This window comes from Bacillus sp. FSL R5-0820, assembly GCF_038593385.1.
GTDB lineage: Bacteria > Bacillota > Bacilli > Bacillales > Bacillaceae > Bacillus > Bacillus altitudinis.
This window is the reverse complement of the sequence record NZ_CP151991.1, coordinates 52,347-75,795: the sequence shown is the minus strand read 5'-3', so window position 1 is coordinate 75,795 and position 23,449 is coordinate 52,347. Positions and strand designations below refer to the sequence as shown.

The following is a 23,449-nucleotide window of genomic DNA, read 5'->3' as shown; positions in this document are numbered from 1 at the left end:
CATCATCGCCAGAAGAAATTCATATTATACGATATTTCAAGAAATCTCTTGTTTCTGAAGATAGAATGTACCTGTCGGAATGGATGCCCATTTTGGTGTATTGTGGTCGAGCCTAATGACGACAACCGTCATATCGTCATCGATTTGACCTGCTCTTGTGCGAATGACCTCCTCCATTAATAAATCAGCAATCTCTTGCGGATCTTCTGTTTTAAAGCTCTTCATTTTTCGTTTGACCCACAAATCATGATTTTCGATATGCTTTGGTCCTTCAAAGATACCGTCGCTCATCATGATAAGGAGGTCTCCTGCCTTCATCTGTTCACTCACCACTTCTACTTCAAATTCATCAATAATGCCAATAGGCAAGTTGCTGGCCTGTACCTTCATCACTTGATCACCACGTTTAATAAAACTTGGGGTGGAGCCAATCTTGAGGAACTTACAGCTCGCATCCTGTAAATCAATGATGGATAAGTCTAATGTGGAATAGACTTCATCTGTTGTCCGTAAAGATAAAATGCTATTAATCGTTTTAATCGCTACTTTTTCATCAATACCAGACGCCAAGATTTTTTCTAACAGCTTGATCGTTTCATTGCTTTCAAAATGGGCTCTTGCTCCATTTCCCATCCCATCACTAATAGCTGCGGCATATTTACCTGCACCCAGCTCCATCATGCTGTAGCTGTCTCCAGATACTAATCCTCCGCCTTTCGCTGCATGTGCTACACCTGTAGACACTCGATACGATTTTGCAGAACCGAATACAACATGACAATAACCTGTTGGATGCTCCGCACACTGCTCTGCTTTGACTAAAACTTGTTCTTCTAAAATATCCGAGAGCATTGGAGCGATGATTTTTTCGCATTCCCCATGACCTTGGCAATAGGGAATTCTCATCTCTATATCAACATTTCCCTGTTCTAAGCTATAAATTTCAACTTGCTGAATTTCAATTCCAAAGTTCTGAAGTGCTTCTATCATCTGCTCTTCCTGAATAAAATGCTGCTCTCTTTCTCGTTTTATTTCCCGGGAAAAATCCTCCATGACTTGCGAAACACCCATCAGTTGTTCGGCCACAAGGCGCCTGCTGTCTTGGACCTTTTTCTTTAAGGTCTGATTTGCTTTATAGTAAGCTATCTCCTCTTCAATCAATTCTTCTACATGCTTTGATTTTGAGCAGTGCTGACTGAATTTCTTTTTCAACTTCCGGTTATGCTCGTACGTTTTTTCATCAGATTCATGCATAACTTGTTTCATGAGTTCATAGGTTGTATCAAAGTTCTGCACCCAGCATTTATTTTTCTTATAGCACGTTTGACAGGAACGTTCTGTGATCGTACTTAAAAAAAGATCTACATCCTCTTCCTGCTTCTTTTCCTCAGGAATGGATTCGTAAAATGTCGCAAAACTCTCAGACAGCGCATGAAATACATTAGAGAATTGATCTACCTTTTTTGCTGTCACGTCTCGTACTTTTCTGGCATATTGCTGCTGTTCCTGTACATGCTCTACCGTACCAGGAATATATTTTGCCACCTTGGACGTTACTGACTGTGGTGTGAGCAAAAACAGTGCAACTGCGATGAGTGATTCATATAGCGTTGTCATTAGCCCTGCTGACCCTTCACCGTAGAGGGAGATTAGTAAAGAACCCACAATCAAGCCGATGGCGGCTCCTGCTTTTTTCCCCTCTTTTAGTAATCCGCCTAATAAGCCCGAAAAGGCAAGCAGACTCATCTGATAAAGGTTGCCAATGTTGGCGAGACCAAGAATTAATCCAGTTACAACACCCACGGTACAACCAATACTCGCTCCTCCAATAAAGGCAAAGCTCAGCACTACATATCGTGACAAAATATGCTCTGCCTGCATTCCTTGAAATGTGATCCCAGCCAGACCTGTTAAAACTGAAGCGATTAATATCATAAAGCAAATAATTTCTTCAACCTTTAAGGAGTGTTTGATTTTCCTGACTGTAAAAATCGGCAAACTTTGAAGAAAAATCAGTGTCAAAATGAAGGCAAGTCCAGCTTCAACCCCTGCCATCACATAGTCATAGCTTTGAACCGCACCCTGCTCGAGGTATACAAAAGCTCCCCTGGTTATCAGCATTGAGAGCACAATCACAACCGGTAATGTTTTCACCGGGTCTTTGATGATAAATGAAACGACCTTTGACATGAGGAGGAACACGATCAATGACGCAAACACGAATAATGCATTTTGAGGTGATATCGTCATCGCTCCAGCGAGTAAAGCAAGACAAGCAAGCATCGCTTTATCCCTTTTAATGAGCAGCATGGACCCAAAGAAAGGCAATGCAAACGGCATAATTTCAGATAAGATAAAGGCTCGTCCCAATAAAAAGCCCAGAACAACATAAATAAACCCTTTATAGAAAAAAAGAGAATGCGTATGATGAAGAAACAGGTTTTTCATCTTTTTTAACCCTGCACTGATTCTTTCAAACCCGGCTCCCGTTAAATCAGTTCTTCTTTCTAGTTTTTCCATCTTTTCATCCCCCACCTGATATTCGTTGCTTGTCATTATAGCGAAGGTGAAAAAGAAATTTTGTCAAAAGAAGTTGTCGTTTCCATAAAACGTTCGACGCTTTATTTGCCAAAGATGCATACTTTCTTGAAAGTCGATGTCTTTCATCAGAATTTTACGAAAGCACAAAAAACAGCTTTCCTATAGAAAGCTGTTTTGAAGATGACCCGTACGGGATTCGAACCCGTGTTACCGCCGTGAAAGGGCGGTGTCTTAACCGCTTGACCAACGGGCCTTGCTTATCGTTCTTTTTAAAAGGATAGCGGCGGAGGGGATCGAACCCCCGACCTCACGGGTATGAACCGTACGCTCTAGCCAGCTGAGCTACACCGCCATAATGTAAAATGCGCTAAGAAGCACAAGAACTATAATACAAAGGATTCGCTTGTCCGTCAATAGAAAGTTTTAAATTAAATGGCAAATGCACAAAAAACGTTGAATTTGTATTAAAAAAAAGCACCCGCTAAACAGCAGATGCTTTGTTGTGAAAAATATATAGAAAGCAGCAACAAGTTAACCTCTTCTTGCTCCGCGCCCCCCACGTTTTGATTCCGTGTTACGTTTTAAAGATGTTAAGCGATCTTCGCTATCTTTTAAGAATTTGTTCATTTTTTGCTCAAACGATTCCTTCGGACGGAAATCATTTCTGCTCGGTCTTGATTGTTGTTGTTGAGGACGATCTTTTGCTTTTTTAATGGACAAGCCGATTTTACCGTCTTTTTCAACGTTAATCACTTTCACTTCAACTTGTTCACCGACTTTTAAATGCTCATTAATATCTTTTACATAGTTATCGGCTACCTCACTGATATGAACGAGACCAGTTGAACCGCCTGGCAACTCCACAAAAGCTCCAAAATTTGTAATGCCCGTAACTTTCCCTTGTAACTTGCTGCCAACTTCAATCGACATAAAAAAAGTGCTCCTCCTTAGACTTATAAAAAAATCTCATTTGTTCAATTATACATAAACTGAATTTTAAGTGTCAACAAGGCTAATCGCTCTTATTGCCCACATCAAAGATTTTTTCGCCTTTTTTAGACATATAATAGTCCCGTCGTGCCAGTTCGAGTACGTATTCTTTGCTTTTCAGCTTTTTGATTTCATCAGAAATATCTTCCTGCTTTGTTTGTAATTGCTTCAATTCTTTTTCAAGCGCAACCTTCTTCTCTTCTTTTTCTTTCAATGCAGACGATTGCGACCAGAGGGCACTTGTTACCAAAACAGCAAACATGAGCACAATGACTCCAAACACGGTAAGCCTTCTAAGGAGTCCCCGGCGTTTGCGTTTTAGGCGCTGCGCTTGCTGTTCCATTTGTTTTTGATAATCATTTTGAATTTGTGCGATATTTCTTTTTCTCTCGTTCAAGGATGAAGGCCTCCTCTCTTACTTTGTCCAGAATTGTTTCCATTTCGTTTTCATGGTACGAGATAATTTCTTGATCCCTTGTAAAATTCCTGCTCCTTTTGAGAAAAACAACCTCATTGATGTTCGCCATTTTTCGGGAATTCGATGAATAATGGTCACATTGAGTAACCAAATAAGCGGATAACAAACAATATACAGCACCTTCCACACGAGTCGAAACGCAAAACGAACAAGGCGTAAGAGCGAGTGGAACAAGAACAGAAGAACACTTATGATCAAACCGACGATCCAGCGAATGGGCTGGAAAACCATCGACATGATCAGCCTTTTCAGGAAGAGAACAGTCTGATAAATACACCTCATCACAAACTTGAGGATGTTCATATACAGCTGTTTCATCAATGCCTGGTACATCGAGAAACCTAAAGCAACAGCTAGAAAAATATAAAGTCTGAATTCTCCCTCATTGGTTAGCAGCAGGACATAAAAGAACAACAGACCCTGCACCACCCAAAAAAGGAGGTCGTGAATGACCAGCAGCCATTTTGCTGTTTTTTCCCGGTTCACAAACAGCTTGTACGTATCCAGCGATGCGCCCAGCCAGATGCCCATCGCCGCCATCGAAAGCATCGTATAAAACTGGACCGTCAGTGTCATTTAAACAGCTTGCTAAAAAATCCTTTAGCTTTCTCCCCGTGCTGCTCATCTACATAGATTAAGTCAAAGACACGCCCTTTAATGGACACAACGCCCTTTTCTACATCTAAGTTTTTCATTTGCAAATTTTCTCCGCGAATGGCAAGGACTCCCATGACAGTCTCAAGCAGAAATTCTTCATTATCAAAGCTCTCGACTTGTTTGACCCCAGTAATATCTAAATGCTTTCTGTTGCGCATTGTGACATGATGCTCGGCTTCTGATGACAACTTCGTGCCTTGAGGTTGATTATAATATTGATTCATTTATACATCCCCCATATCTCATACTTGCATTGTTACTGCATTGTATGTGACAGGCGGGACATTTAGAACAAGCCCTATTCTGCTGTTTTTTCTTCTTTTAGCACGGTATACATGCCAGCAGCTTCTTCTTTTTTCGTTGTGTCTTTTAACTCGTTGACTTGAACAGTCACAAGCTTTTGGCCAAAGCGGATTTGAAGCTCGTCCCCTTCTTTCACGTCAGAGCTGGCTTTCGCCTGCGTGCCATTAATGGAAATTCTCCCTTGATCGGCTACTTCTTTTGCCAATGTTCTTCTTTTGATTAAACGAGACACTTTTAAGAATTTATCTAGTCTCATGTAAGTTCACCTCTTTCTATGCGTTTGGCATCGTTCCACAGATCGTCCATTTCTTCTAGGGTCAAGTCCTCTAGTGAACGCCCTATGTCCTTTGCTTTTTGTTCAATATGCTGAAAGCGCCGCATGAATTTTGTGTTTGCAGAAGAGAGGGCGGTTTCAGGCTCTAGATGATAAAATCTGCCAATGTTGACGAGAACAAACAAAAGATCCCCAAATTCATCCTTCATCCGCTTTGTTGCACCTTCATCCGTCTTATCTGCCACTTCCACAAGGAATTCCTGCTTTTCTTCTTCGTATTTGTTCCAAATATCCTCTACTTCTGTCCAGTCGAAGCCCACTTTTGCTGCTTTCTTTTGGAGCTTATAGGCTTTTGTTAAAGCTGGAAGAGTCGTTGGAATGGATTGCAAAATAGAAGCTGCACGCTCCGGTTTTTCCTGCTGCTTGATTTTTTCCCAGTTGGCGACGACATCTGATGCTTCAGACACATCCGTATCACCAAACACATGCGGATGTCGTCGAATCATTTTTTCTGTGACATGCTGGATGACGTCATCCATTGAGAAATAACCATCATCTTCACCAATTTGGGCATGGAGTAAAACTTGCAGCAGTACATCTCCGAGTTCTTCAACCATATGATCTGGATCGTCTTCATCTATGGCTTCCAGCAGCTCATAACATTCTTCAATTAAATATGGTTTGAGCGACTCATTCGTTTGTTTTTGATCCCAAGGACAGCCGCCAGGACCTCTTAATGTACGAATGACTTCGCGGAAAGTGTCAAATTGCTGATAGAGCAGCTTTTCATCTTGAATGGGAGGTACATAAACACTCGTTAAGTTATTTATCGACACATCTCGATCAAGTTCAAATAAAGGAACACCTGTAATCTGCTCCTGACTGCTTCCAGCTGCCGTTACGATAAAGACTTCATAATCGTCAGGTAGCTTTTCCATGAGGGTCAGCTTCACATTCGAGGCTGTCATCTGATCATATACCTGACAGATCAGCACATGCTGGGTCAACTTCAGATCATCCGCTCTCATATCCCCTGCGTCAACGAATTGCAGCCCTTCAATTGGGTCAATCTGTAAGGAATTAAACGTCGCATCCAAAAAGCTTTGTCCACCAGTCACGTACACCTCAATCCCGCGCTCCTTCTGTTGTGAAACAAGAAGCTGCACTGTCTTTTCAGCTACAAACGGGTGACCTGGTACTGCATACACAATATCTTTCTCCTCAGCCTCTTGGAAGAGAATGTCTATGATTTCCTCATACACTGCATTAAACTGATCATGCTTTTCATATATCTCATCAAAAAAGGTCAGAGACGGGACCTCCTGCATCAATTCTGCGGTGAGTGGATGATCCTGCGTTCTCATGTATACTTCTTTCGCCTGCTTCAGCTGCTTATATACACCGAGCGTTAGCTGATCCATGTCGCCTGCCCCAAGACCAACGACTGTAATCTTACCTGCCATTTCGATTCCCTCTCATCTGTTTAAAATATAAAATCTTTTCTCCTAATGGAATGAGTCTCCATTCCTCTTCCGTAAATACGTCTAGCTTAAGAATACTATATAAAAAGGCGAAACCACCAATAAAAACTGAAGTCAGGCTCTCTAAAACAGAAAACGGACGTTTCTCAAAGGGAATGACCCAAGAAAACAATGCCTGATATCCAATTAAAACGACAGCCATGAATGCTGCTGATAAAAGAATTTTCACTGGGAATAGCTCTCTTATTGAAATCCACCCTTCATGCTTCAAATACACCGCATTGAGTGCAGCGGCGACGAGAAACCCACAAACAGTCGACCATGCGGCTCCATAAATGCCGAATAACGGGACAAGAGCCAGCGTCAACCCCCATTTCACCAGTACACTGATCAGGACCACAACAGCTGGGTACACGATATGTCCCAGACCCTGAAGTAAAGCGGTTTGCGTAATCGCCATTGATGTAAAGGCAATGGATATGCAAAATATTTGCAGCGCATCTGTCCCTAAGTCATTACGAAAAAGCATAATGTTCACAGACGATAAAATACATATAAGACCGACAGCTGAACCAATCCCCAGCACCGATGTTGCCTTAAACGATGTACGTACTTTTTCACGAATTGCTTCATGCTGCCCTTTTCTTAAGGCCGACGACAAAAACGGAACAAGAGACGTCCCAATACTAATTGCAAACACCGTCCCGAGCTGCAGGAACGGCTGACCTCGGTCATATACGCCTTTTGCCGCCTTTGCAGCTGCTTCACTCAGTCCCTCACTGCGCAGTAGCGCATACAAGTGAAAAGCATCGATCATTTGCATCCATAGGATCAGCAATCCACTCACACAAATCGTCAATGTATAAAGCACCAAACTCTTCAGCACATCTTTTTTCCGCAGTGTAGCCTGTTTTAATGTCTTGCTCGCTGACGACCGCTTCCGATAGGTCAGCCAAAGGAAAAGAAGCAAAATGAGTGAAGCCGCACTTCCAGCTATAGAAGAGAACACCGCACCCGCTCCTGTTTCATAAAGCGAATAGCCATGTCTCACAAAATAGAAAGATAAAACAAGCAGGACGCCTACTCTGATGAGTTGCTCAGCCAATTGAGAGACCGCAGTGGGGAGCATCAGCCCATCACTCTGAAAAACACCCCTCAGCATCACGGTAAGCGGCAGAAATAAAAACACAAACGAACTCATCTGGATGAGCAACATTAATTGACTGTCCGCCATGAGATTCGCAATTGTGCCTGCTCCTATGTATAAACAAAGAAATAAGGCCAAGCTCAGCAAAGTGATATACACCAAGGATACCTTTGTAATGATTCGGCGATTCTCCTCACCATGCTCGCTCAGGAGCTTGGACACCATCACAGGAAAACCAGTGGTACCGAGCATAATCGCAATGCCAAGAAAGGGATAGACCTGCTGATAAATATAAAAACCTGTGTCTCCTACGATATTTTGAAAAGGGACACGATATACGGCACTCAGTACCTTTGATAACAAGCCTGCGATGGTTAAAATCACCGCACCTTGGAAAAGCCAATGCGGCTGATTCACAGCATTTTTCATGGATGACTCCTTTATGTTCAATCAAAAAATATACCTGCATTTAAACGCACTCATTATATCATACGTGACTGGCAAGCCGTTTCTTTCTAAGGAGTAGACGATACATTCATTGTTTTGTTTCATCCCATATAAAAAACGCCGACAAAATCAGATGATTTCATCGGCATTCTTTCGTTTTATCAAAATGAAGAATTATTAGACCTAATGTTCCATTTGACGGGCTAAGAAGCCAGCTGCCGTTTCTGCCGCTTTATGCTCCACTTCTCCCATTGAACGCTCTTTAGAAAATAAGACGACGGCGCCAATTGGATCTCCGTTTGCAACAATAGGTGCAATGGTATAAGCTGATACATCATCATCAATACCATCCACAAGCTGAATTTCTTTCTTGCTGTCCTCTAATACAGAATTACGCTGATCCATTGTTCGTTCAAGTAAATCACTAATGGATTTGTTTAAGTACTCTTTTTTTGAACTGCCAGATACAGCAATATACGTATCACGATCACAGATGAGGATAGAATGACCCAAACTGTCGAATAAAGCATCAGCATATTCCTTCGCAAAGTCTCCTAGCTCACTAATCGGTGAATACTTCTTCAAAATCACTTCTCCATCGCGGTCGACAAAAATCTCAAGTGGATCTCCTTCCCGGATGCGCAATGTTCTGCGAATCTCCTTCGGTATAACCACTCTACCTAGATCATCGATGCGGCGTACAATTCCAGTTGCTTTCATTCACTGCTGCCTCTCTTTCGTTTGATGATGTGTTGGGTGAATGGAACAAAAGCGTCCACTTTATGCAACATTCACCACTTGACCCTGAGATTAGTATCCGTCACATCAAACGTAATATACACGAGAGACCAACAAAATTTTATGAAGATGGAATGGTTTCTTTTTTCACATCTTGAAGACCTCGAAGCATACGAAGAATGACTTCAAGCCACTCCTCCGTTTTCTTGCCTTTTGTTTGGACAGAAATAATCAGCTTGCTGCCTTCCATGCCAAGACCGATATCACGTCCATATTGACTGCCAAGCTCAAATAATTTTTGACCATCGATGTCGCTGCTTGCTTTTTCATCGAGAGTGAGTCTAACAATGCCTTTCTCCATCTTGATCAACTCGACACGTTCCTGCACAGCGTACACCTTCATCGTCGCAATCGTGAACAAATCAGCCACTTCTTGCGGATATTCTCCGAATCGGTCAATCATTTCATCTTGAAGCTCTTTCCGCTCTTCTATTGATCCAATCGCTCTAAACTGTTTATACATCTCGATCTTTTGTTTGCCATCAGAAATATAGCTATCTGGAATGTAGGCATCAATTTGGAGATCAATTTCCGGCTCAAATTTTTCTTGAGCAGTCGTATCGCCTCTTCTTTCTTCAATGGCTTCTTTCAGCATTTGAGAGTAAAGGTCGAATCCAACAGAATCAATAAATCCATGCTGCTGTGCACCAAGTAAGTTCCCTGCTCCTCGAATCGTTAAGTCACGCATCGCAATCTTAAAGCCTGATCCGAGCTCGGTGAATTCTTTAATAGCTTGAAGTCTTTTCTCAGCTACTTCAGAAAGCACTTTGTCTTTTCGATAAGTGAAATAAGCATAGGCCACACGATTCGAGCGCCCAACTCGTCCTCTTAACTGGTACAGCTGCGAAAGCCCCATTTTATCAGCATCATGAACAATGAGCGTGTTCACATTTGGTATGTCTACGCCCGTTTCGATAATGGTTGTACTAACGAGTACATCCGATTCACCTTCTAGGAAATTAATCATCACGGATTCCAGCTCGTTCTCACTCATTTTCCCGTGTGCGTAGCTTACTTTTGCGTCTGGAACAAGCATCGAGATTTCATCTGCTTTTCGTTCAATATCCTCCACTCGGTTATAAAGGAAGTACACTTGACCGCCTCTTGCCAGTTCTCGCTCAATAGCTTCTCTAACTAACGCACCATTGTACTCGACAACATAGGTTTGAACTGGGAAACGGTTCTCAGGTGGTGTTTCAATAACAGATAAGTCACGTACGCCAAGCATCGACATATGAAGCGTACGGGGAATTGGCGTTGCCGTTAACGTCAGCACATCAATATTGGCTTTCATTTGCTTAATTTTCTCTTTATGCGTCACACCGAAGCGCTGCTCTTCATCGATAATTAACAGTCCTAAATCCTTGTACACAATGTCTTTTGAAAGAAGACGATGCGTTCCAATGACCATATCAATCGTTCCGTTTTTCAGCCCTTTTAAGGTTTCTGTTGTTTCTTTTCGTGTACGGAAGCGGCTAAGCTGAGCGATTTTAACAGGATAGTCTTGGAATCTGTCCATAATCGTGTCAAAATGCTGCTGCGCTAAGATCGTTGTTGGTACAAGCAGTGCCACCTGCTTCCCGTCAGCAATGGCTTTGAAGGCCGCTCGAATCGCCACCTCTGTTTTTCCATAGCCCACATCTCCACAAAGCAGACGATCCATCGGGCGCTCCCGCTCCATGTCTTGCTTGATTTCATGAATCGAGCGAATTTGATCGTCTGTTTCTTGGTAAGGGAATGCAGATTCAAACTGGCGCTGCATCTCATGGTCAGGCGAGAAGGCATACCCTTTGCTTGCTTCACGTTCTGCGTACAGCTTAATCAGATCATCTGCAATGTCCTGCACAGATGATTCTACTTTTTTCTTCACACGTTTCCAGTCGCTGCCGCCTAGTTTGTACAGCTTTGGTTCTTTTCCTTCTGACCCTACATACTTCTGCACCTGATCAATTTGTTCAACGGGGACATAAAGCTTGTCGCTTCCTTGATAATGAATATTTAAATAATCTTTATGAATGCCGCCAATTTCAAGCGTTTCAATTCCTAAATACTTACCGATTCCGTGGTTAATGTGCACCACATAATCGCCCACTTGCAGCTCTGAATAGCTTTTGATTCGCTCTGCGTTCGTCAGCTTTTGCTTACGCGCCTGCTTCTTCACACGTTTCTTGAAAAGTTCACCCTCTGTAATGACAGCAATTTTGGATAAAGGTAGTTCAAAACCGGTTTGCAGCTCACCTTGTAAAATATATACCTGCCCGCTGACAAGCTCAGCATCAGGTTTAGCAAGAGCTGCTTCAATGTCATAATCATGCAAGACAGATGACAACTTCTCTGTCCGCTCTTCATCTGCACCTAAAAAGACAACCGTATAATTCTGCTTTTTGTAGCGTTCAATTTCACTTGCAAGCACATTCATCTGCCCATGGAAATTCTGCATTTGCTTACTAGATACATTGACGATATTTTGCGGATTGGTCTGCTGAACATGTCTCAAAAATAAGGAATAGTACAGAATCGATCTCGATTGCTGATTGAACAGCTCTTGAAATGGGAAGGAAAGGGCTAGATCATGCAGGATATTCCCTTCTTCCAGCAGACTAATTGTCCAATCTGCTTCTTCCTGTTCAAGCTGTTCTTCCATCTCCTGAATTCTGCTGATTTCATCTAGAATGATAATCGTATCCTGCGATGTATAATCTAGCAAACTAGCAGGCTTTTCATAGAAATAGGACAGATACTTCGTCATTTCTTGTGTCACAATACCTTCTAGCAGCTTCTCACGATCAGCAGAAATATTCTGATGGAGCAGTTCTTTTTGTTTATCCGAGTTGAATTTCTTTAAGCTGCTGGCAAGACCTTCGTCAAGCTGTTCAATCGCTCTCACTCGTTCAGGCCCTCTTACAATCAGCTCTTTCGCCGGGCCAATCTTGATTTCTTGAAGTGTTTCCAATGAACGTTGCGTGTCAGAGTGGAAGGACCGAATAGAGTCCACTTCTGTATCAAACAGCTCAATACGGATCGGGTGGTCTTCCGTTAAAGCATAAATGTCGATGATTCCTCCGCGCACACTAAAGTCTCCGGGCGCAGCGACCATGGACGTCCGGTCATAACCGATTTGCACGAGTTGTTTTGAAAACGCCTCCAAATCAATTTCTTCACCAACCTTTAAATGGATCTGACTCTCCTTCCAGAGCTCAACAGGCGGAAGCATTCTACGCACTGCAGCTGCTGGGGTTACGACAATCGGATTTTCTCCATTCGCGAGACGATTCAATACATCAAGACGCTGCGCTCTAAGCTCAGGGCTTGCCACAGCAATTTCAGATGCAATGAGTTCATTGACAGGATAAAGAAGGACCGAGCGATCTGGCATCACACTTGCTAGATCATCTGTGACCTTCTGCGCTTGATATAAGTTGTGTGTTACAATAAACATCGGACGCTTTAATTCGTCTGATATGGCGGCTGTAAATAAAGATCTGACGGAGCCTGATAGTCCGGCGAGCAGCTGTTCTTTTAACCCTTCTTTTAGTCCGTTAAAAATGGACTGAAAATCATCACTTTGTTTGATAAATGATTGTATGTTTTTCATTTGGCTCCTCCTCCCTGCTTGTTTAAAACAGAAAAACGCTTTGGTCTAATATCTACACCAAAGCTTTTTATTGAATAAAGGTATGATACTGATGGTAATCAGGATTTCTTTCGAGCGCCTCTTGGCAATCCTCACAAATGGTTTGTACATGTAAATCACCATTTTCCCTATAAGAAATCATATCGTTTCTTTCCTCATTTGTTAAGTGATGAAATCCAAGTGCTTCACTTTGGACAGCGGATTCATCTAGACTGCCAACCTTTACACCACAGTGCCGGCAGTAATAGTGCAAAGCCATACGTGATCCTCCCATGCTGAGATTTTATGATCAGTATGTGCTTTGCTTATCATTCTTATACCTTCTTGTTAAAATCATTCATCACTTCTAAAAATGGCTTTGTTAAAGCCGCTTCACAAGCTTCAACAGATGCTTGAATAGCAGATGAGATATCAGGCTGTTCTTCCTCTGAGAAGCGTCCTAGTACGTAATCGACGACCTTCATGCCGTTTTGTGGACGGCCAATGCCGATACGGAATCTGTCAAACTCTGGTGAACCTAAATGCTGAATCAACGATTTGATTCCGTTATGTCCGCCTGCACTTCCTTTTGTACGCAAACGAATCCGTCCCGTTGGCAAATCAAGATCATCATAGATGACCTTCAAATGTTCAAGGGGTATATCATAGTAATCCATCAGCGGACGCACACATTCCCCCGATAAGTTCATATATGTAAGAGGCTTCACAAGTAGAACCTTTTGCCCCGAAACAAACCCAGTTCCATATTGTCCATGGAATTTTGATTGATTTAATGGGATATCCCATTTTTTTGATAGTTCATCTATTGTCATAAACCCGACGTTATGTCTTGTTTTTTCATATTCTTTTCCTGGATTACCCAATCCAACGAACGCAATCATGAAACCAATAACCTCCTTTGTCGCACATGCACACGCCTAAAAAATGAGCCAATGTGATTGCCTCATGCAAAACGTATGAATTCTTTTCATTCTAGCACAAAAGACGTAACCACGGGAGGGTTACGTCTCTAATTGACCAGTTATTCTTCGCTGTCATCTTTTTCTTTAATGGCCTCAGGCTCTTGCGTTTCCTCTTCACTATCTGGCTCTGGAACCTCTGATTGCTGAGGCGGTAAGATCGAAGCAACAACTTCTTCTGGATCATTATTAATTTGATACGTAGACTGAACAGACAGATCACCAACTGTTAGTACGTCATTTACTTCTAAATTTGTAATATCAGCTTCAATATTTTGCGGGATATCCTTTGGTTTCGCTGTAATGGATAGCTCAAATAGTGGCTGCTGAAGCACACCGCCATCCTTTACCCCTTTGGATTCGCCAATGAGTTGTACAGGTACATCTGCGTCAATTTCTCGCTGTAAGTCGACCACTTGGAAATCAGCGTGGACAAGCTCATTTTTCAACGGATCTGTTTGCAGTTCTGTCACCATCACAGATTTTGTTTCACCGCCAACGTCTAATGTGATGATTGTGTTTTTTCCTTCATCACGTAATGTCTTTAATAAATCAATGCTGTCTAATGAAACAGCCAGGTTGTCTGTATTTTTTCCGTATATGACACCAGGAACGTGTCCTGAATGACGGATTTTTTGCAGTGTGGAACGTTTGAAATCAGTTCTTTTATTTGCTTTTAAAGTTGCCATATTCAGCACCATCCTATTTCTTTTTTGTCACTACTTTCATAAATACCCATAACTGAATCATTTTAAACATGTTTGGCTTTCATTTATCACAGCAAAAAGACCCCAAGCTGATGCCTAGGGCCTTTTCCAATCAGAAAATTAGCTGAAAAGGTAGCTTACAGATTCTTCTTCATGTACACGGATGATGGCTTCTGCAAGCAAAGGCCCAACTGAAAGCGGAATGAATTTTCCAACTTTCTTGTCATCTGTTAAGTGAATACTGTTTGTCACAACTAATTCTTTAATTTTAGAGTTTGTAATGCGTTCTACTGCTGGTCCAGACAATACTGGGTGAGTACAACAAGCATAGACTTCAGCCGCTCCATTTTCCACAAGTGCATTTGCAGCAAGTGTAATCGTACCAGCTGTATCAATGATATCATCGATGAGAATCGCCGTTTTTCCTTCAATGTTCCCAATGATGTTCATCACTTCAGCCACGTTCGGCTTCGGACGACGTTTGTCGATAATGGCGATTGGTGCTTTCAGGCGGTCCGCCATTTTGCGCGCACGCGTAACACCACCGTGGTCAGGAGACACAACAACGATATCATTCAAGTTTTTCTGTTCGAAATAGTTTGTTAAGATTGGCACAGCCATTAAGTTATCGATTGGAATATCAAAGAAACCTTGGATTTGCGGCGCATGAAGATCAAGTGCAATGACACGTGTAGCACCTGCTGTTTCAAGTAAGTTCGCAAAAAGCTTCGCTGTGATTGGCTCACGAGGTTTCGCCTTACGATCTTGACGTGCATATCCGTAATAAGGGATGACAATATTGACCGTTTTCGCAGAAGCGCGTTTTAGTGCATCTACCATAATGAGTAGCTCCATAATGTGCTCATTGACTGGCGCACTAGTAGATTGAATAACATAACAATCACAGCCGCGGATACTTTCTTCAATATTGATTTGGACTTCACCGTCACTAAAACGTTTAACAGAGCTCTTTCCTACATCAACTCCGATACGATCGGCAATTTCTTTGGCAAGTTCAGGGTTTGAATTCAAAGAGAATATCTTTAAATTCGCATCAGCATAACGATTAGACATGGTAAACCTCCGGGTATTTGGATTATTTTTTATGAATATTTTTCACATAATCTTCTTTATTGACTTGTCTTGCTCTAGCAATAGACAATGCATCCTGCGGTACATCTTCTGTAACCGTTGAACCGGCTGCAACATATGCCCCTTTTCCGACAGTGACTGGTGCAACGAGATTTGAATTGCAGCCAATAAATGCGCCATCTTCAATCTTCGTTAAGAATTTGTTCTTCCCATCATAATTAACTGTAATGGATCCACAACCAAGGTTTACATCCGCTCCGACCTCTGCATCTCCAATATAGCTAAGATGAGACGCTTTGCTTCGGTCACCGAAAACTGTTTTCTTGATTTCGACAAAATTTCCGATCTTCACTTCATCGCCAATTTTCGACAACGGGCGAATATGAGCAAACGGTCCAATTGTCACATCTACTCCAACTTCACTATCACAGACAACAGACTGCTTAATGACTGTCCGATCTCCAATTACGCTATCAACAATTTCAGTGTTCGGACCGATTGTGGCATCTGCACCAATCTTTACATTCCCTTTGATGACCGTCCCAGGATAAATCATTGTATCTTCACCGATGACTGCATCTGGCGAGATATACGTGTTCTCAGGATCAATCAAGGTTACACCATTCTTCATATGCTGATGATTAATACGTCGCTTCATGAATTGCTCTGCTTGTGATAGAGCGATACGATCATTGACTCCAAGTGTTTCTTCAAAATGCGGTGTTTGATACGCTGCAACCGTCTGTCCTTCATTCTTTAGAATTTCAATGACATCTGGCAAATAGTATTCACCTTGTGCATTTTCATTTGACACTTGCTCAATCACACGGAAGAGATCTTCATTTGAAAAGCAATAGGTTCCAGTATTAATTTCATTCACTTGACGTTCAGCATCATTTGCATCTTTATGCTCGACGATTTTTACTACAGCACCTGTTTCATCACGAATAATACGTCCATAACCTGTTGGATCATCCGCGTGTGCTGTCAAAATCGTCACTTTCGCTTGTTGTTTTTGATGCTCGTTTAACATGGCTTCCATTGTTTCCGCTGTCAATAATGGTGTATCTCCACAAATGACAATGGTTGTTCCCTTTTCCTGCGCGAGGAACGATTTAGCTTGTTTGACGGCATGTGCTGTTCCCAGCTGTTCTTCTTGAAGTGCATATTCACTTCTGTCCCCAAGCTGCTCCTTGACGTCCTCAGCTCCATGACCGACAATCGTCACAAGCTTGGCTAAAGATAGCTTTAACGCTTGATCTGCCACATGCTCGACCATTGGCTTTCCGCAAACTGGATGAAGTACTTTGTATAACTTTGACTTCATTCTTGTTCCTTTTCCCGCTGCTAAAATCACTGCGAACCGCTTATCCATTGATTGGCCTCCAATATCCCTATTATCCATAGAAAAATATATCCTAAATAAGGACTGATTTCAAGGATACAAGAGGAAGTACATTAATTTTCTAATGGTTGAAACTTAAAAGAATCATGAGGAAAAACGCAAAAAAGACAGCATTTAAAAGAAAACATTCATTTTCTCTTAAAGCTGTCTTTTTAGGTTCACATATCTTTAAGAAGCTCCAGCTTCTTCATATTCAATTGTCTCTTCCTCTTCGCCTAAGCGATGATACTCATTTAAAACAGCATCTTGGATTTTACCCCGAGTGCTTGAATTAATTGGATGTGCAATGTCGCGAAACTCTCCATCAGGCGTACGTTTGCTAGGCATTGCAACAAACAAGCCATTGTTTCCATCAATCACACGAATATCATGAACAACAAATTCGTGGTCCAGCGTGATGGATGCAATCGCCCTCATGCGACCATCGGTATTCACGCGGCGTAATCTTACGTCAGTAACTTCCACAGTAGTTCACCACCTTTTCCCAATATAAAAGCATTAATTAGGTATTCAACGATTGTGGTGATTCTCCTGCTCTTTTTTTAAACTTTTTTTGAAATATCGGGATATTTATACATTTTTTGTCATTTTGATGACGGCGCTTACATCGGTTGCGTAAAAAAAGACATCATGCCGATGCCTTTTCATACATATAATGAAACCAAACGGCCTCCAAAGAGATGGTCTGTTTATTTCACTAATGCCACAACTTCAATTTCTACAAGTGCATCTTTTGGAAGTCTGGCTACTTCTACACATGAACGAGCTGGCTTATGTGTATGGAAGTATTCACCGTACACTTCATTCACTTCAGCGAATTGTTCCATATCTTTAATGAAAACCGTTGCTTTCACGACTGTTTCAAAGGAAGCACCCGCTGCTTCAAGGACGGCTTTAAGATTATGAAACACTTGATGTGTTTGTTCTTTAATATCTCCATTCACAAAATCTCCAGCTGGCGTTAATGGAATCTGCCCTGAGCTGTAAAACATGTTATTGACGATAATCCCTTGAGAGTAAGGTCCAATGGCTGCTGGCGCGTTTTTGGTTTGAACAACTTTTGTCATATCAATCTCTCCCATTCAAATACATGTTTGATCAAAACTTAAGCTTTCGAATGAAAAAACTCGTGGAAATTACCTTCATTAATCTCAATGATTTTCTGCTTCATATCAATGGTTGAAAGCTTTAAAAGTGATACATATTCATCGACAAGACGTTCATCTACGCCTTCATCTTCTAATAAAACACCGATCCCTGCAACATTTGCATTAAATTCCTCTAGAAGATTCATCATGCCATTAATGGTTCCGCCTGCTTTCATAAAGTCATCAATAATCAACACATTGGATCCTTTATCTAAGCTCCGCTTTGCAAGTGACATGGTTTGAATTCGGTTAGAAGAACCTGATGCATAATTAATACTCACAGTTGATCCTTCAGTTACCTTATTATCTTTTCTAACGATCACAACAGGCACATTTAAATAACCTGCAACAGAATAGGCAATCGGAATACCTTTCGTCGCAACAGTCATGACAACATCAATCGGTCGATCCGAAAAAATGGTCGCAAAAAGCTTACCGATTTTCGCAAGAATCGATGGATTTCCTAAAACATCAGTTAAATATAAATAACCGCCAGGAAGCACACGTTCAGGAGTTGATAATGCCTCTCCGATATCGTTTACGACTTCGTCTGCTTCTTTTAAATGAATCTTTGGAATATATTTCACTCCGCCAGCAGCGCCAGGTACAGTAAGTAAAGTCCCTATTCCCTGCTGTTCGAAGGTCTGTTTGATAATCGTTAAGTCTTCACTAATAGAGGACTTTGCAGATTGATATCGCTCTGCAAAAAAAGTTAAAGGTACTAGTACGTGCGGGTGGGTTAACAAATAATTTGTTAAGTCCACCAATCTGCCGCTTCGACGAAACTTCATGAACTTACCCCCAGAACCCGAATAATTTATGAATAATATAACTTAATATACGGATTTAATCAAGGGTATTTTGTTCGCCGATCATGCGGACAGCGTAAACCTGATCACAAAATCCTCTCAGTCCGTTATATATTCTTTGTACCTTCGATTCATATTGAATCAAGCCAAATACAGTTGGCCCGCTGCCGCTCATTAATACAGCATCTGCTCCGAAACGCTTCATCTGTCTCTTAATCATATCGACTTCCGGATACATCTTTAATGTCACAGATTCCAACACGTTACCGAGTGAGCCGCACATCTCTTTATAATCTTTCGCTTCAATTGCTTCAATCATACGCTGTACATTTGGGTGTTCTACTTTGCTTGCGTCATATTGTCTGTAGACCTCAGCTGTAGATACCCCAATCACCGGCTTCGCTAAAATCACCCAGCAATGCGGCGGTGTCGCAATATGCTTTAGTTTCTCTCCACGTCCTGTCGCTAGCGCTGTCCCTCCGTGTACACAAAAAGAGACATCTGAGCCGATCTCCGCTCCAAGCTCAGCTAGTTCATCTAACGTGAGATTTAACTTCCACAAACGGTTTAAGCCGCGAAGCGCTGCTGCGGCATCACTGCTGCCTCCAGCTAAACCTGCTGCGACGGGAATTGCTTTTGTGATGACAATCGATACGCCTTTTTGAATACCGAATCTTGTTTTTAATAATTTAGCTGCCTGATAAGCCAAATTCCGTTGATCATCTGGCACAAAACGATTATGAGATGATACACGGATTTCGTCTTTGTCCAGCTCCGTCAGCTCTAGTCGATCTGCAAGATCTATTGTTGTCATCACCATCTCCACTTCGTGATATCCATCCGGTCTTTTTCCATGAACATCAAGTGAGAGATTAATTTTTGCCGGTGCTTTTTCTAAAATACGCAAACATTTCACCTACTTCTCCATCTAAACATAAGTATCAATATTGTATCACATTTGATGGATCTGATGAATATTGGCTTTTGCCCCCAGCACACTCACTTTTTCAAGCAAAAAAGACCAGAGACACCCGAGGTATCCCTGATCATTTCTTTATCGTTGATTCTCTTCTTGAGCCATGTGCTGTTGAGCTAATTCAATGGCACGTTTGACCATATTTCCTGCGTCACGCGCACGAATCTCTCCCCAGCCTCCATTTTTGACGGTATCATAAAATCCAAGATCCTTCGCCAGCTCGTATTTGAACTCATCTGACATAATGCCTCGGCGTCTACCCAAACGAAACAGCCCCTTTGGTCGAGAATTCGAATCATCGCCACTCCTTTGTGGCTTTCTTATTTTGCATCGATTCCTGCCTTTTACCCCTTTCAAATAATGGACAGCCTCCCATACAGAAAAAAAGGCAAAACAAAAAGCAGTAAACAAAAAGTTCACTGCCCATTAATAGGCGACTGAGCTAGCGGTATCATCGAACGTTAATTCGACCGTCTCAGTCAGTATATCTGCATAACTGTAAGAAACTCTTTCAAACGAATTCTCATCTTGATCTAATTGAATCACAAAAACAGAAGGGTACGTTTCAGCTAAAATGCCCGAACGCTCAATTGTTTTTCGGCGGCCTCCGTTAGCCTTTAACGTCAAACGTTTACCTAAGTTACCATCAAGCGATCTTTTGATGTCGGACAAAGTCTTCGCCATTGCATCCACCTCACTGAGATAATTATACAACAACGGCCCATTTTTGTCAAATAAAAATTAAATTATATCAACCAACACGAGCCATTGTCAACAAAATAATTTTGACAAACTTCTACCTTTTCTCCTCCCTATTTTTCTCAAATTCCGGTGAATTATGTATTCATATGAAATTTCTTTTTGAGCATAAAAAAAACCAGACTGAAATCAGTCGGGTTATGTCGATTCATGGTCTCTTTTATATGGCATACCTACCCTTAAAACACCCCTTGTTTCAATCCCTCCGAGACCTTTTTCTCTCGTCAGTGTATTTCGGAGCACATCCCACACGTTGATTCGATCTACAAATGGAGTGAAGCTGATCTTGGCAACAATATAGACGGGGTCAAGTGCATGAATGTTGACACGTGAGGGTGAGCTTGCAAAATTAGCACCTGCTTGAATTAATGATTCAAAATGAGATTGGCAGGCACCTGCAAAGATCACGAGCTGATCTAAATGCGGAACCTTCCTTCTTGCCTTTTGAACCGTTTCAACGAAATGACGAGAATGACGATATGCACCGATATCGTGTACACCGCCCTTTTGTTTAGAATACGCATCATGTCCTGTGATGACCAAAATATCAGGCCGGTATTGATCAATTAATGAATCAATCATGCTTGGCATTTTCTTCTCGTGGCAATGCACACCATACACAGGTACACCAATTCTTTCATATACATCTAAGCATTTCTTTAAGTATGAAGCATCTCCATCTAAATGCAGAACCTTTCCGGGCATATGAAAATACTGCTCCTGATGCTGATATTGTCCAGACGTATAATACTCTTGTTTTTCACGAAGCAGCTGATAATCTTGCCTGAGTAAGTCGAGCGATTCGTTAATTTTCCGTTCATCGTCTTTCTCTCTTGTCAGTTGCTCCTCTTTTTGAATCAAGACCAAATCTGACATCTTCGCATCGGCGATCAGCCTCACTTCATTCCCATGCAAAATGGCGGTGGCTTCGTGCTGGTCTGTCTCATCAATTCGAATGATACGAAACATAATATCCATCTGATAGGATGCCCTCGTCACCATATCTCCTATTTGAAATTGCATGCTTTTCACTCCACAATCAGGCTCTTATCCTGTTGGTATCGTCTTACGCTACACTTGTTCTTCTTTCAGGTGTGTTGTTCTTTCTAGCCTATGCCTGAACAGGTGAAGTGGTGAAAACCAAAAGAAAAAAGCCCTTATGAAAGGGCTTTGTCTTCTTTTCAGCGTGATAGAAAACCTTTGCAGTCTAGGAAGGACGAGCACTGGAGCGGAGCGAATTTGGCATTCGTGAGCACCAGAGCGCAGGACTGACAAAGAATGCGAGGGTTTGTCTACACGCTGAAAAGCCCTTATGAAAGGGCTTTGTGTAAAACATTGGACAAACGGGCAAATTCATCGATTGATAATGATTCACCACGGCGTTTCCCATCAACCTCAGCTGTTACAAGGGCTTCTTCAATGATGGCTTTATGTTTCTTGCCATCTGGCAGATTGTTCATCAAGTTATTCATCAATGTCTTCCGGCGCTGGCCAAAACTCGCACGAATCAGTTGAAAGAAAAACGTATCATTGTCTACTGAGACCGCAGGCGTTTCACGAACAGTTAGTTTGATTACCGCTGAATCCACATTTGGTTGTGGGACGAAAACCGTTTTCGGCACAACCATGACCGTCTTCGCTTCTGTATAAAATTGCACTGCAATCGACAAAGAGTTGTATTCTTTTGATGAAGGAACAGCAGCCATGCGATCTGCTACTTCTTTTTGAAGCATGACAACGATTCCTTTCAATGGAAGGTTTTCTTCAAGCAATTTCATAATAATTGGTGTCGTCACATAATAAGGAAGGTTTGCTACGACCATTACTTCTTTACAGTCAGCAAATTGTTCTTCAATCACCTTTCTTACATCTGCCTTCAATACGTCTTGATGAATAATGGTGACATTATCATATGGAGAAAGCGTATCGTTTAAAATCGGCAATAGGCGCTGGTCGATTTCAAAAGCCGTGACTTTCTTTGCCCGTTTGGCGAGCTGTTCAGTCAACGCACCGATACCAGGGCCAATTTCAATCACACCTGTCTCATCCGTAATCTCTGCATGATCGACAATGCGATCTAAAATATTCGTATCAATTAAAAAGTTTTGACCTAAGCTCTTTTTAAAAGAGAAACCGTACTTCTTCAGTATTTCCTTCGTTCTGATGGGCGTCGCAATATCTTTATTCATCGGCTTCCTCCTGCATGACGGTCTTTAAGGCCGCAATAAAATCCTCTTTCGTTATTTGGAACATGTGAAGACGCTTTTGCAGCTGCTTCGCATTTGTATATCCTATATTTAAAAGCACACCTAATCGTTCACGGCGGCGTTTTGATGCTTCGCCTCCGATAAGGCCTGCGTCAAATAAATCGTCTAACGTAATCTCGCTTTCTGATTCTTCCATTTCCTCATGGACATGTGCAAGGCATTCTCGAATACTGTCCAAGGAAGCATGCTCGACACCAATTCCTTTGTCCCGCTTCGCTTTCGCAAGGTGTTTTGGTAAAAAGGCGTGCTTACAGCCAGGGACAGCCTCTGCGATGGTTTTACGGATCTTTTCCCCAGGGAAGTCAGGATCAGTTAAAATGATAACCCCCCTCGTCTCCTGAGCAAGACGCACTTGTTGAATGACTGTATCGCCAATGGCAGATCCATTCGTTTCAATCGTATCTGCATCAACGGCCATCTTTACTCTAGCAGTGTCGTCACGACCCTCCACCACAATGATTTCTTTGATTTTCATGTATTCCTCCGCTTGCAAAAACAATCTACATTTTTTTGTCAAAAAATGAAACCTTCCATGCTGTTTTTGCGTCTAATTAATTAGAAAACAGTGCTTCTATTA

24 protein-coding genes and 2 tRNA genes are annotated in these 23,449 nt (G+C 41.9%); all 26 read right to left on the bottom strand.

The features are described from left to right. Positions 1–36: 36 nt before the first annotated feature. The 26 genes from spoIIE to rnmV all read right to left on the bottom strand — a co-directional run bounded on the left by spoIIE (position 37) and on the right by rnmV (position 23,347). On the bottom strand, positions 37–2,520 hold the full coding sequence (gene spoIIE / locus NST15_RS00400) for a stage II sporulation protein E (protein ID WP_035391551.1): 2,484 nt from the start codon (positions 2,518–2,520) through the stop codon (positions 37–39). A gap of 202 nt (positions 2,521–2,722) precedes the next feature. Further along, a tRNA-Glu gene (locus NST15_RS00395) sits at positions 2,723–2,794 on the bottom strand. A gap of 25 nt (positions 2,795–2,819) precedes the next feature. Next, positions 2,820–2,893: transfer RNA gene (locus NST15_RS00390), tRNA-Met, on the bottom strand. Positions 2,894–3,072: 179 nt separating this feature from the next. Further along, positions 3,073–3,471 carry a S1 domain-containing RNA-binding protein gene (locus NST15_RS00385; protein WP_003217901.1) on the bottom strand — a complete coding sequence of 133 codons (399 nt, stop codon included), beginning with the start codon at positions 3,469–3,471 and terminating at the stop codon, positions 3,073–3,075. An 82-nt stretch (positions 3,472–3,553) separates the two neighbouring features. Beyond that, positions 3,554–3,928 (bottom strand): septum formation initiator family protein, encoded by a 375-nt coding sequence (locus tag NST15_RS00380; RefSeq protein ID WP_007496186.1) that lies wholly within the window; start codon positions 3,926–3,928, stop codon positions 3,554–3,556. Between the two features lie 18 nt (positions 3,929–3,946). Continuing rightward, positions 3,947–4,585 carry a spore cortex biosynthesis protein YabQ gene (yabQ, locus tag NST15_RS00375; RefSeq protein WP_060780672.1) on the bottom strand — a complete coding sequence of 213 codons (639 nt, stop codon included), beginning with the start codon at positions 4,583–4,585 and terminating at the stop codon, positions 3,947–3,949. After that, positions 4,582–4,890 carry a sporulation protein YabP gene (gene yabP / locus NST15_RS00370; protein ID WP_007496190.1) on the bottom strand — a complete coding sequence of 103 codons (309 nt, stop codon included), beginning with the start codon at positions 4,888–4,890 and terminating at the stop codon, positions 4,582–4,584. The genes yabQ and yabP overlap by 4 nt, the downstream gene beginning before the upstream one ends. A 74-nt stretch (positions 4,891–4,964) precedes the next feature. Continuing rightward, a complete protein-coding gene (locus NST15_RS00365) occupies positions 4,965–5,225 on the bottom strand; it encodes an RNA-binding S4 domain-containing protein (protein ID WP_008341839.1) in 261 nt (86 codons plus the stop codon). Continuing rightward, positions 5,222–6,706: a nucleoside triphosphate pyrophosphohydrolase gene (mazG, locus tag NST15_RS00360; RefSeq protein ID WP_322536158.1), complete on the bottom strand. Its 1,485-nt coding sequence runs from the start codon at positions 6,704–6,706 to the stop codon at positions 5,222–5,224. Before mazG ends, NST15_RS00365 begins: the two co-directional genes overlap by 4 nt. After that, positions 6,696–8,300, bottom strand: coding sequence for a polysaccharide biosynthesis protein (locus NST15_RS00355; RefSeq protein ID WP_326110644.1), 1,605 nt, complete (start codon positions 8,298–8,300; stop codon positions 6,696–6,698). Before NST15_RS00355 ends, mazG begins: the two co-directional genes overlap by 11 nt. A gap of 201 nt (positions 8,301–8,501) precedes the next feature. Further along, on the bottom strand, positions 8,502–9,038 hold the full coding sequence (gene spoVT / locus NST15_RS00350; protein ID WP_007496196.1) for a stage V sporulation protein T: 537 nt from the start codon (positions 9,036–9,038) through the stop codon (positions 8,502–8,504). A 139-nt stretch (positions 9,039–9,177) separates the two neighbouring features. After that, positions 9,178–12,711 (bottom strand): transcription-repair coupling factor, encoded by a 3,534-nt coding sequence (gene mfd / locus NST15_RS00345; protein ID WP_008341846.1) that lies wholly within the window; start codon positions 12,709–12,711, stop codon positions 9,178–9,180. Between the two features lie 67 nt (positions 12,712–12,778). Then, the gene (locus tag NST15_RS00340; protein WP_003217967.1) at positions 12,779–13,009 is read right to left on the bottom strand and encodes an anti-sigma-F factor Fin family protein; all 231 of its coding nucleotides are present in this window, start codon (positions 13,007–13,009) and stop codon (positions 12,779–12,781) included. Between the two features lie 55 nt (positions 13,010–13,064). Continuing rightward, complete coding sequence (gene pth / locus NST15_RS00335) at positions 13,065–13,631, bottom strand: aminoacyl-tRNA hydrolase (protein ID WP_007496201.1); 567 nt, start codon at positions 13,629–13,631, stop codon at positions 13,065–13,067. Positions 13,632–13,771: 140 nt separating this feature from the next. Next, positions 13,772–14,398 carry a 50S ribosomal protein L25/general stress protein Ctc gene (locus NST15_RS00330; RefSeq protein ID WP_008341853.1) on the bottom strand — a complete coding sequence of 209 codons (627 nt, stop codon included), beginning with the start codon at positions 14,396–14,398 and terminating at the stop codon, positions 13,772–13,774. A 138-nt stretch (positions 14,399–14,536) separates the two neighbouring features. Then, positions 14,537–15,490 carry a ribose-phosphate diphosphokinase gene (locus tag NST15_RS00325; protein WP_003217907.1) on the bottom strand — a complete coding sequence of 318 codons (954 nt, stop codon included), beginning with the start codon at positions 15,488–15,490 and terminating at the stop codon, positions 14,537–14,539. Between the two features lie 22 nt (positions 15,491–15,512). Then, positions 15,513–16,883 (bottom strand): bifunctional UDP-N-acetylglucosamine diphosphorylase/glucosamine-1-phosphate N-acetyltransferase GlmU, encoded by a 1,371-nt coding sequence (glmU, locus tag NST15_RS00320; RefSeq protein WP_039962487.1) that lies wholly within the window; start codon positions 16,881–16,883, stop codon positions 15,513–15,515. A 198-nt stretch (positions 16,884–17,081) separates the two neighbouring features. After that, entirely contained in the window at positions 17,082–17,378 is a 297-nt protein-coding gene (spoVG, locus tag NST15_RS00315) for a septation regulator SpoVG (protein ID WP_008357439.1), read from the bottom strand. 224 nt (positions 17,379–17,602) lie between these two features. Further along, the gene (ridA, locus tag NST15_RS00310) at positions 17,603–17,980 is read right to left on the bottom strand and encodes a 2-iminobutanoate/2-iminopropanoate deaminase (protein ID WP_008341860.1); all 378 of its coding nucleotides are present in this window, start codon (positions 17,978–17,980) and stop codon (positions 17,603–17,605) included. A 38-nt stretch (positions 17,981–18,018) separates the two neighbouring features. Further along, complete coding sequence (purR, locus tag NST15_RS00305; protein ID WP_007496210.1) at positions 18,019–18,852, bottom strand: pur operon repressor; 834 nt, start codon at positions 18,850–18,852, stop codon at positions 18,019–18,021. A 55-nt stretch (positions 18,853–18,907) separates the two neighbouring features. After that, complete coding sequence (gene ispE, locus NST15_RS00300) at positions 18,908–19,777, bottom strand: 4-(cytidine 5'-diphospho)-2-C-methyl-D-erythritol kinase (RefSeq protein WP_017359321.1); 870 nt, start codon at positions 19,775–19,777, stop codon at positions 18,908–18,910. Between the two features lie 147 nt (positions 19,778–19,924). Beyond that, the gene (locus NST15_RS00295) at positions 19,925–20,110 is read right to left on the bottom strand and encodes a small, acid-soluble spore protein, alpha/beta type (RefSeq protein ID WP_017366434.1); all 186 of its coding nucleotides are present in this window, start codon (positions 20,108–20,110) and stop codon (positions 19,925–19,927) included. Positions 20,111–20,272: 162 nt separating this feature from the next. Then, positions 20,273–20,530 (bottom strand): Veg family protein, encoded by a 258-nt coding sequence (locus tag NST15_RS00290; protein ID WP_003217979.1) that lies wholly within the window; start codon positions 20,528–20,530, stop codon positions 20,273–20,275. A 213-nt stretch (positions 20,531–20,743) separates the two neighbouring features. Further along, positions 20,744–21,628, bottom strand: coding sequence for a sporulation peptidase YabG (yabG, locus tag NST15_RS00285; RefSeq protein WP_007496216.1), 885 nt, complete (start codon positions 21,626–21,628; stop codon positions 20,744–20,746). Positions 21,629–21,915: 287 nt separating this feature from the next. Further along, positions 21,916–22,794 carry a 16S rRNA (adenine(1518)-N(6)/adenine(1519)-N(6))-dimethyltransferase RsmA gene (rsmA, locus tag NST15_RS00280; RefSeq protein ID WP_008341873.1) on the bottom strand — a complete coding sequence of 293 codons (879 nt, stop codon included), beginning with the start codon at positions 22,792–22,794 and terminating at the stop codon, positions 21,916–21,918. After that, positions 22,787–23,347 (bottom strand): ribonuclease M5, encoded by a 561-nt coding sequence (rnmV, locus tag NST15_RS00275; protein ID WP_008341876.1) that lies wholly within the window; start codon positions 23,345–23,347, stop codon positions 22,787–22,789. Before rnmV ends, rsmA begins: the two co-directional genes overlap by 8 nt. Positions 23,348–23,449: the final 102 nt, after the last annotated feature.

Coding starts and splice junctions, on each gene's coding strand:
- spoIIE (WP_035391551.1), bottom strand. CDS start 2,520: ATGGAAAAACTAGAAAGAAGAACTGATTTAACGGGAGCCGGGTTTGAA.
- NST15_RS00385 (WP_003217901.1), bottom strand. CDS start 3,471: ATGTCGATTGAAGTTGGCAGCAAGTTACAAGGGAAAGTTACGGGCATT.
- yabQ (WP_060780672.1), bottom strand. CDS start 4,585: ATGACACTGACGGTCCAGTTTTATACGATGCTTTCGATGGCGGCGATG.
- yabP (WP_007496190.1), bottom strand. CDS start 4,890: ATGAATCAATATTATAATCAACCTCAAGGCACGAAGTTGTCATCAGAA.
- NST15_RS00365 (WP_008341839.1), bottom strand. CDS start 5,225: ATGAGACTAGATAAATTCTTAAAAGTGTCTCGTTTAATCAAAAGAAGA.
- mazG (WP_322536158.1), bottom strand. CDS start 6,706: ATGGCAGGTAAGATTACAGTCGTTGGTCTTGGGGCAGGCGACATGGAT.
- NST15_RS00355 (WP_326110644.1), bottom strand. CDS start 8,300: ATGAAAAATGCTGTGAATCAGCCGCATTGGCTTTTCCAAGGTGCGGTG.
- spoVT (WP_007496196.1), bottom strand. CDS start 9,038: ATGAAAGCAACTGGAATTGTACGCCGCATCGATGATCTAGGTAGAGTG.
- mfd (WP_008341846.1), bottom strand. CDS start 12,711: ATGAAAAACATACAATCATTTATCAAACAAAGTGATGATTTTCAGTCC.
- NST15_RS00340 (WP_003217967.1), bottom strand. CDS start 13,009: ATGGCTTTGCACTATTACTGCCGGCACTGTGGTGTAAAGGTTGGCAGT.
- pth (WP_007496201.1), bottom strand. CDS start 13,631: ATGATTGCGTTCGTTGGATTGGGTAATCCAGGAAAAGAATATGAAAAA.
- NST15_RS00330 (WP_008341853.1), bottom strand. CDS start 14,398: ATGGCAACTTTAAAAGCAAATAAAAGAACTGATTTCAAACGTTCCACA.
- NST15_RS00325 (WP_003217907.1), bottom strand. CDS start 15,490: ATGTCTAATCGTTATGCTGATGCGAATTTAAAGATATTCTCTTTGAAT.
- glmU (WP_039962487.1), bottom strand. CDS start 16,883: ATGGATAAGCGGTTCGCAGTGATTTTAGCAGCGGGAAAAGGAACAAGA.
- ridA (WP_008341860.1), bottom strand. CDS start 17,980: ATGACAAAAGTTGTTCAAACCAAAAACGCGCCAGCAGCCATTGGACCT.
- purR (WP_007496210.1), bottom strand. CDS start 18,852: ATGAAGTTTCGTCGAAGCGGCAGATTGGTGGACTTAACAAATTATTTG.
- NST15_RS00290 (WP_003217979.1), bottom strand. CDS start 20,530: ATGGCGAAGACTTTGTCCGACATCAAAAGATCGCTTGATGGTAACTTA.
- yabG (WP_007496216.1), bottom strand. CDS start 21,628: ATGCAATTTCAAATAGGAGATATGGTGACGAGGGCATCCTATCAGATG.
- rsmA (WP_008341873.1), bottom strand. CDS start 22,794: ATGAATAAAGATATTGCGACGCCCATCAGAACGAAGGAAATACTGAAG.
- rnmV (WP_008341876.1), bottom strand. CDS start 23,347: ATGAAAATCAAAGAAATCATTGTGGTGGAGGGTCGTGACGACACTGCT.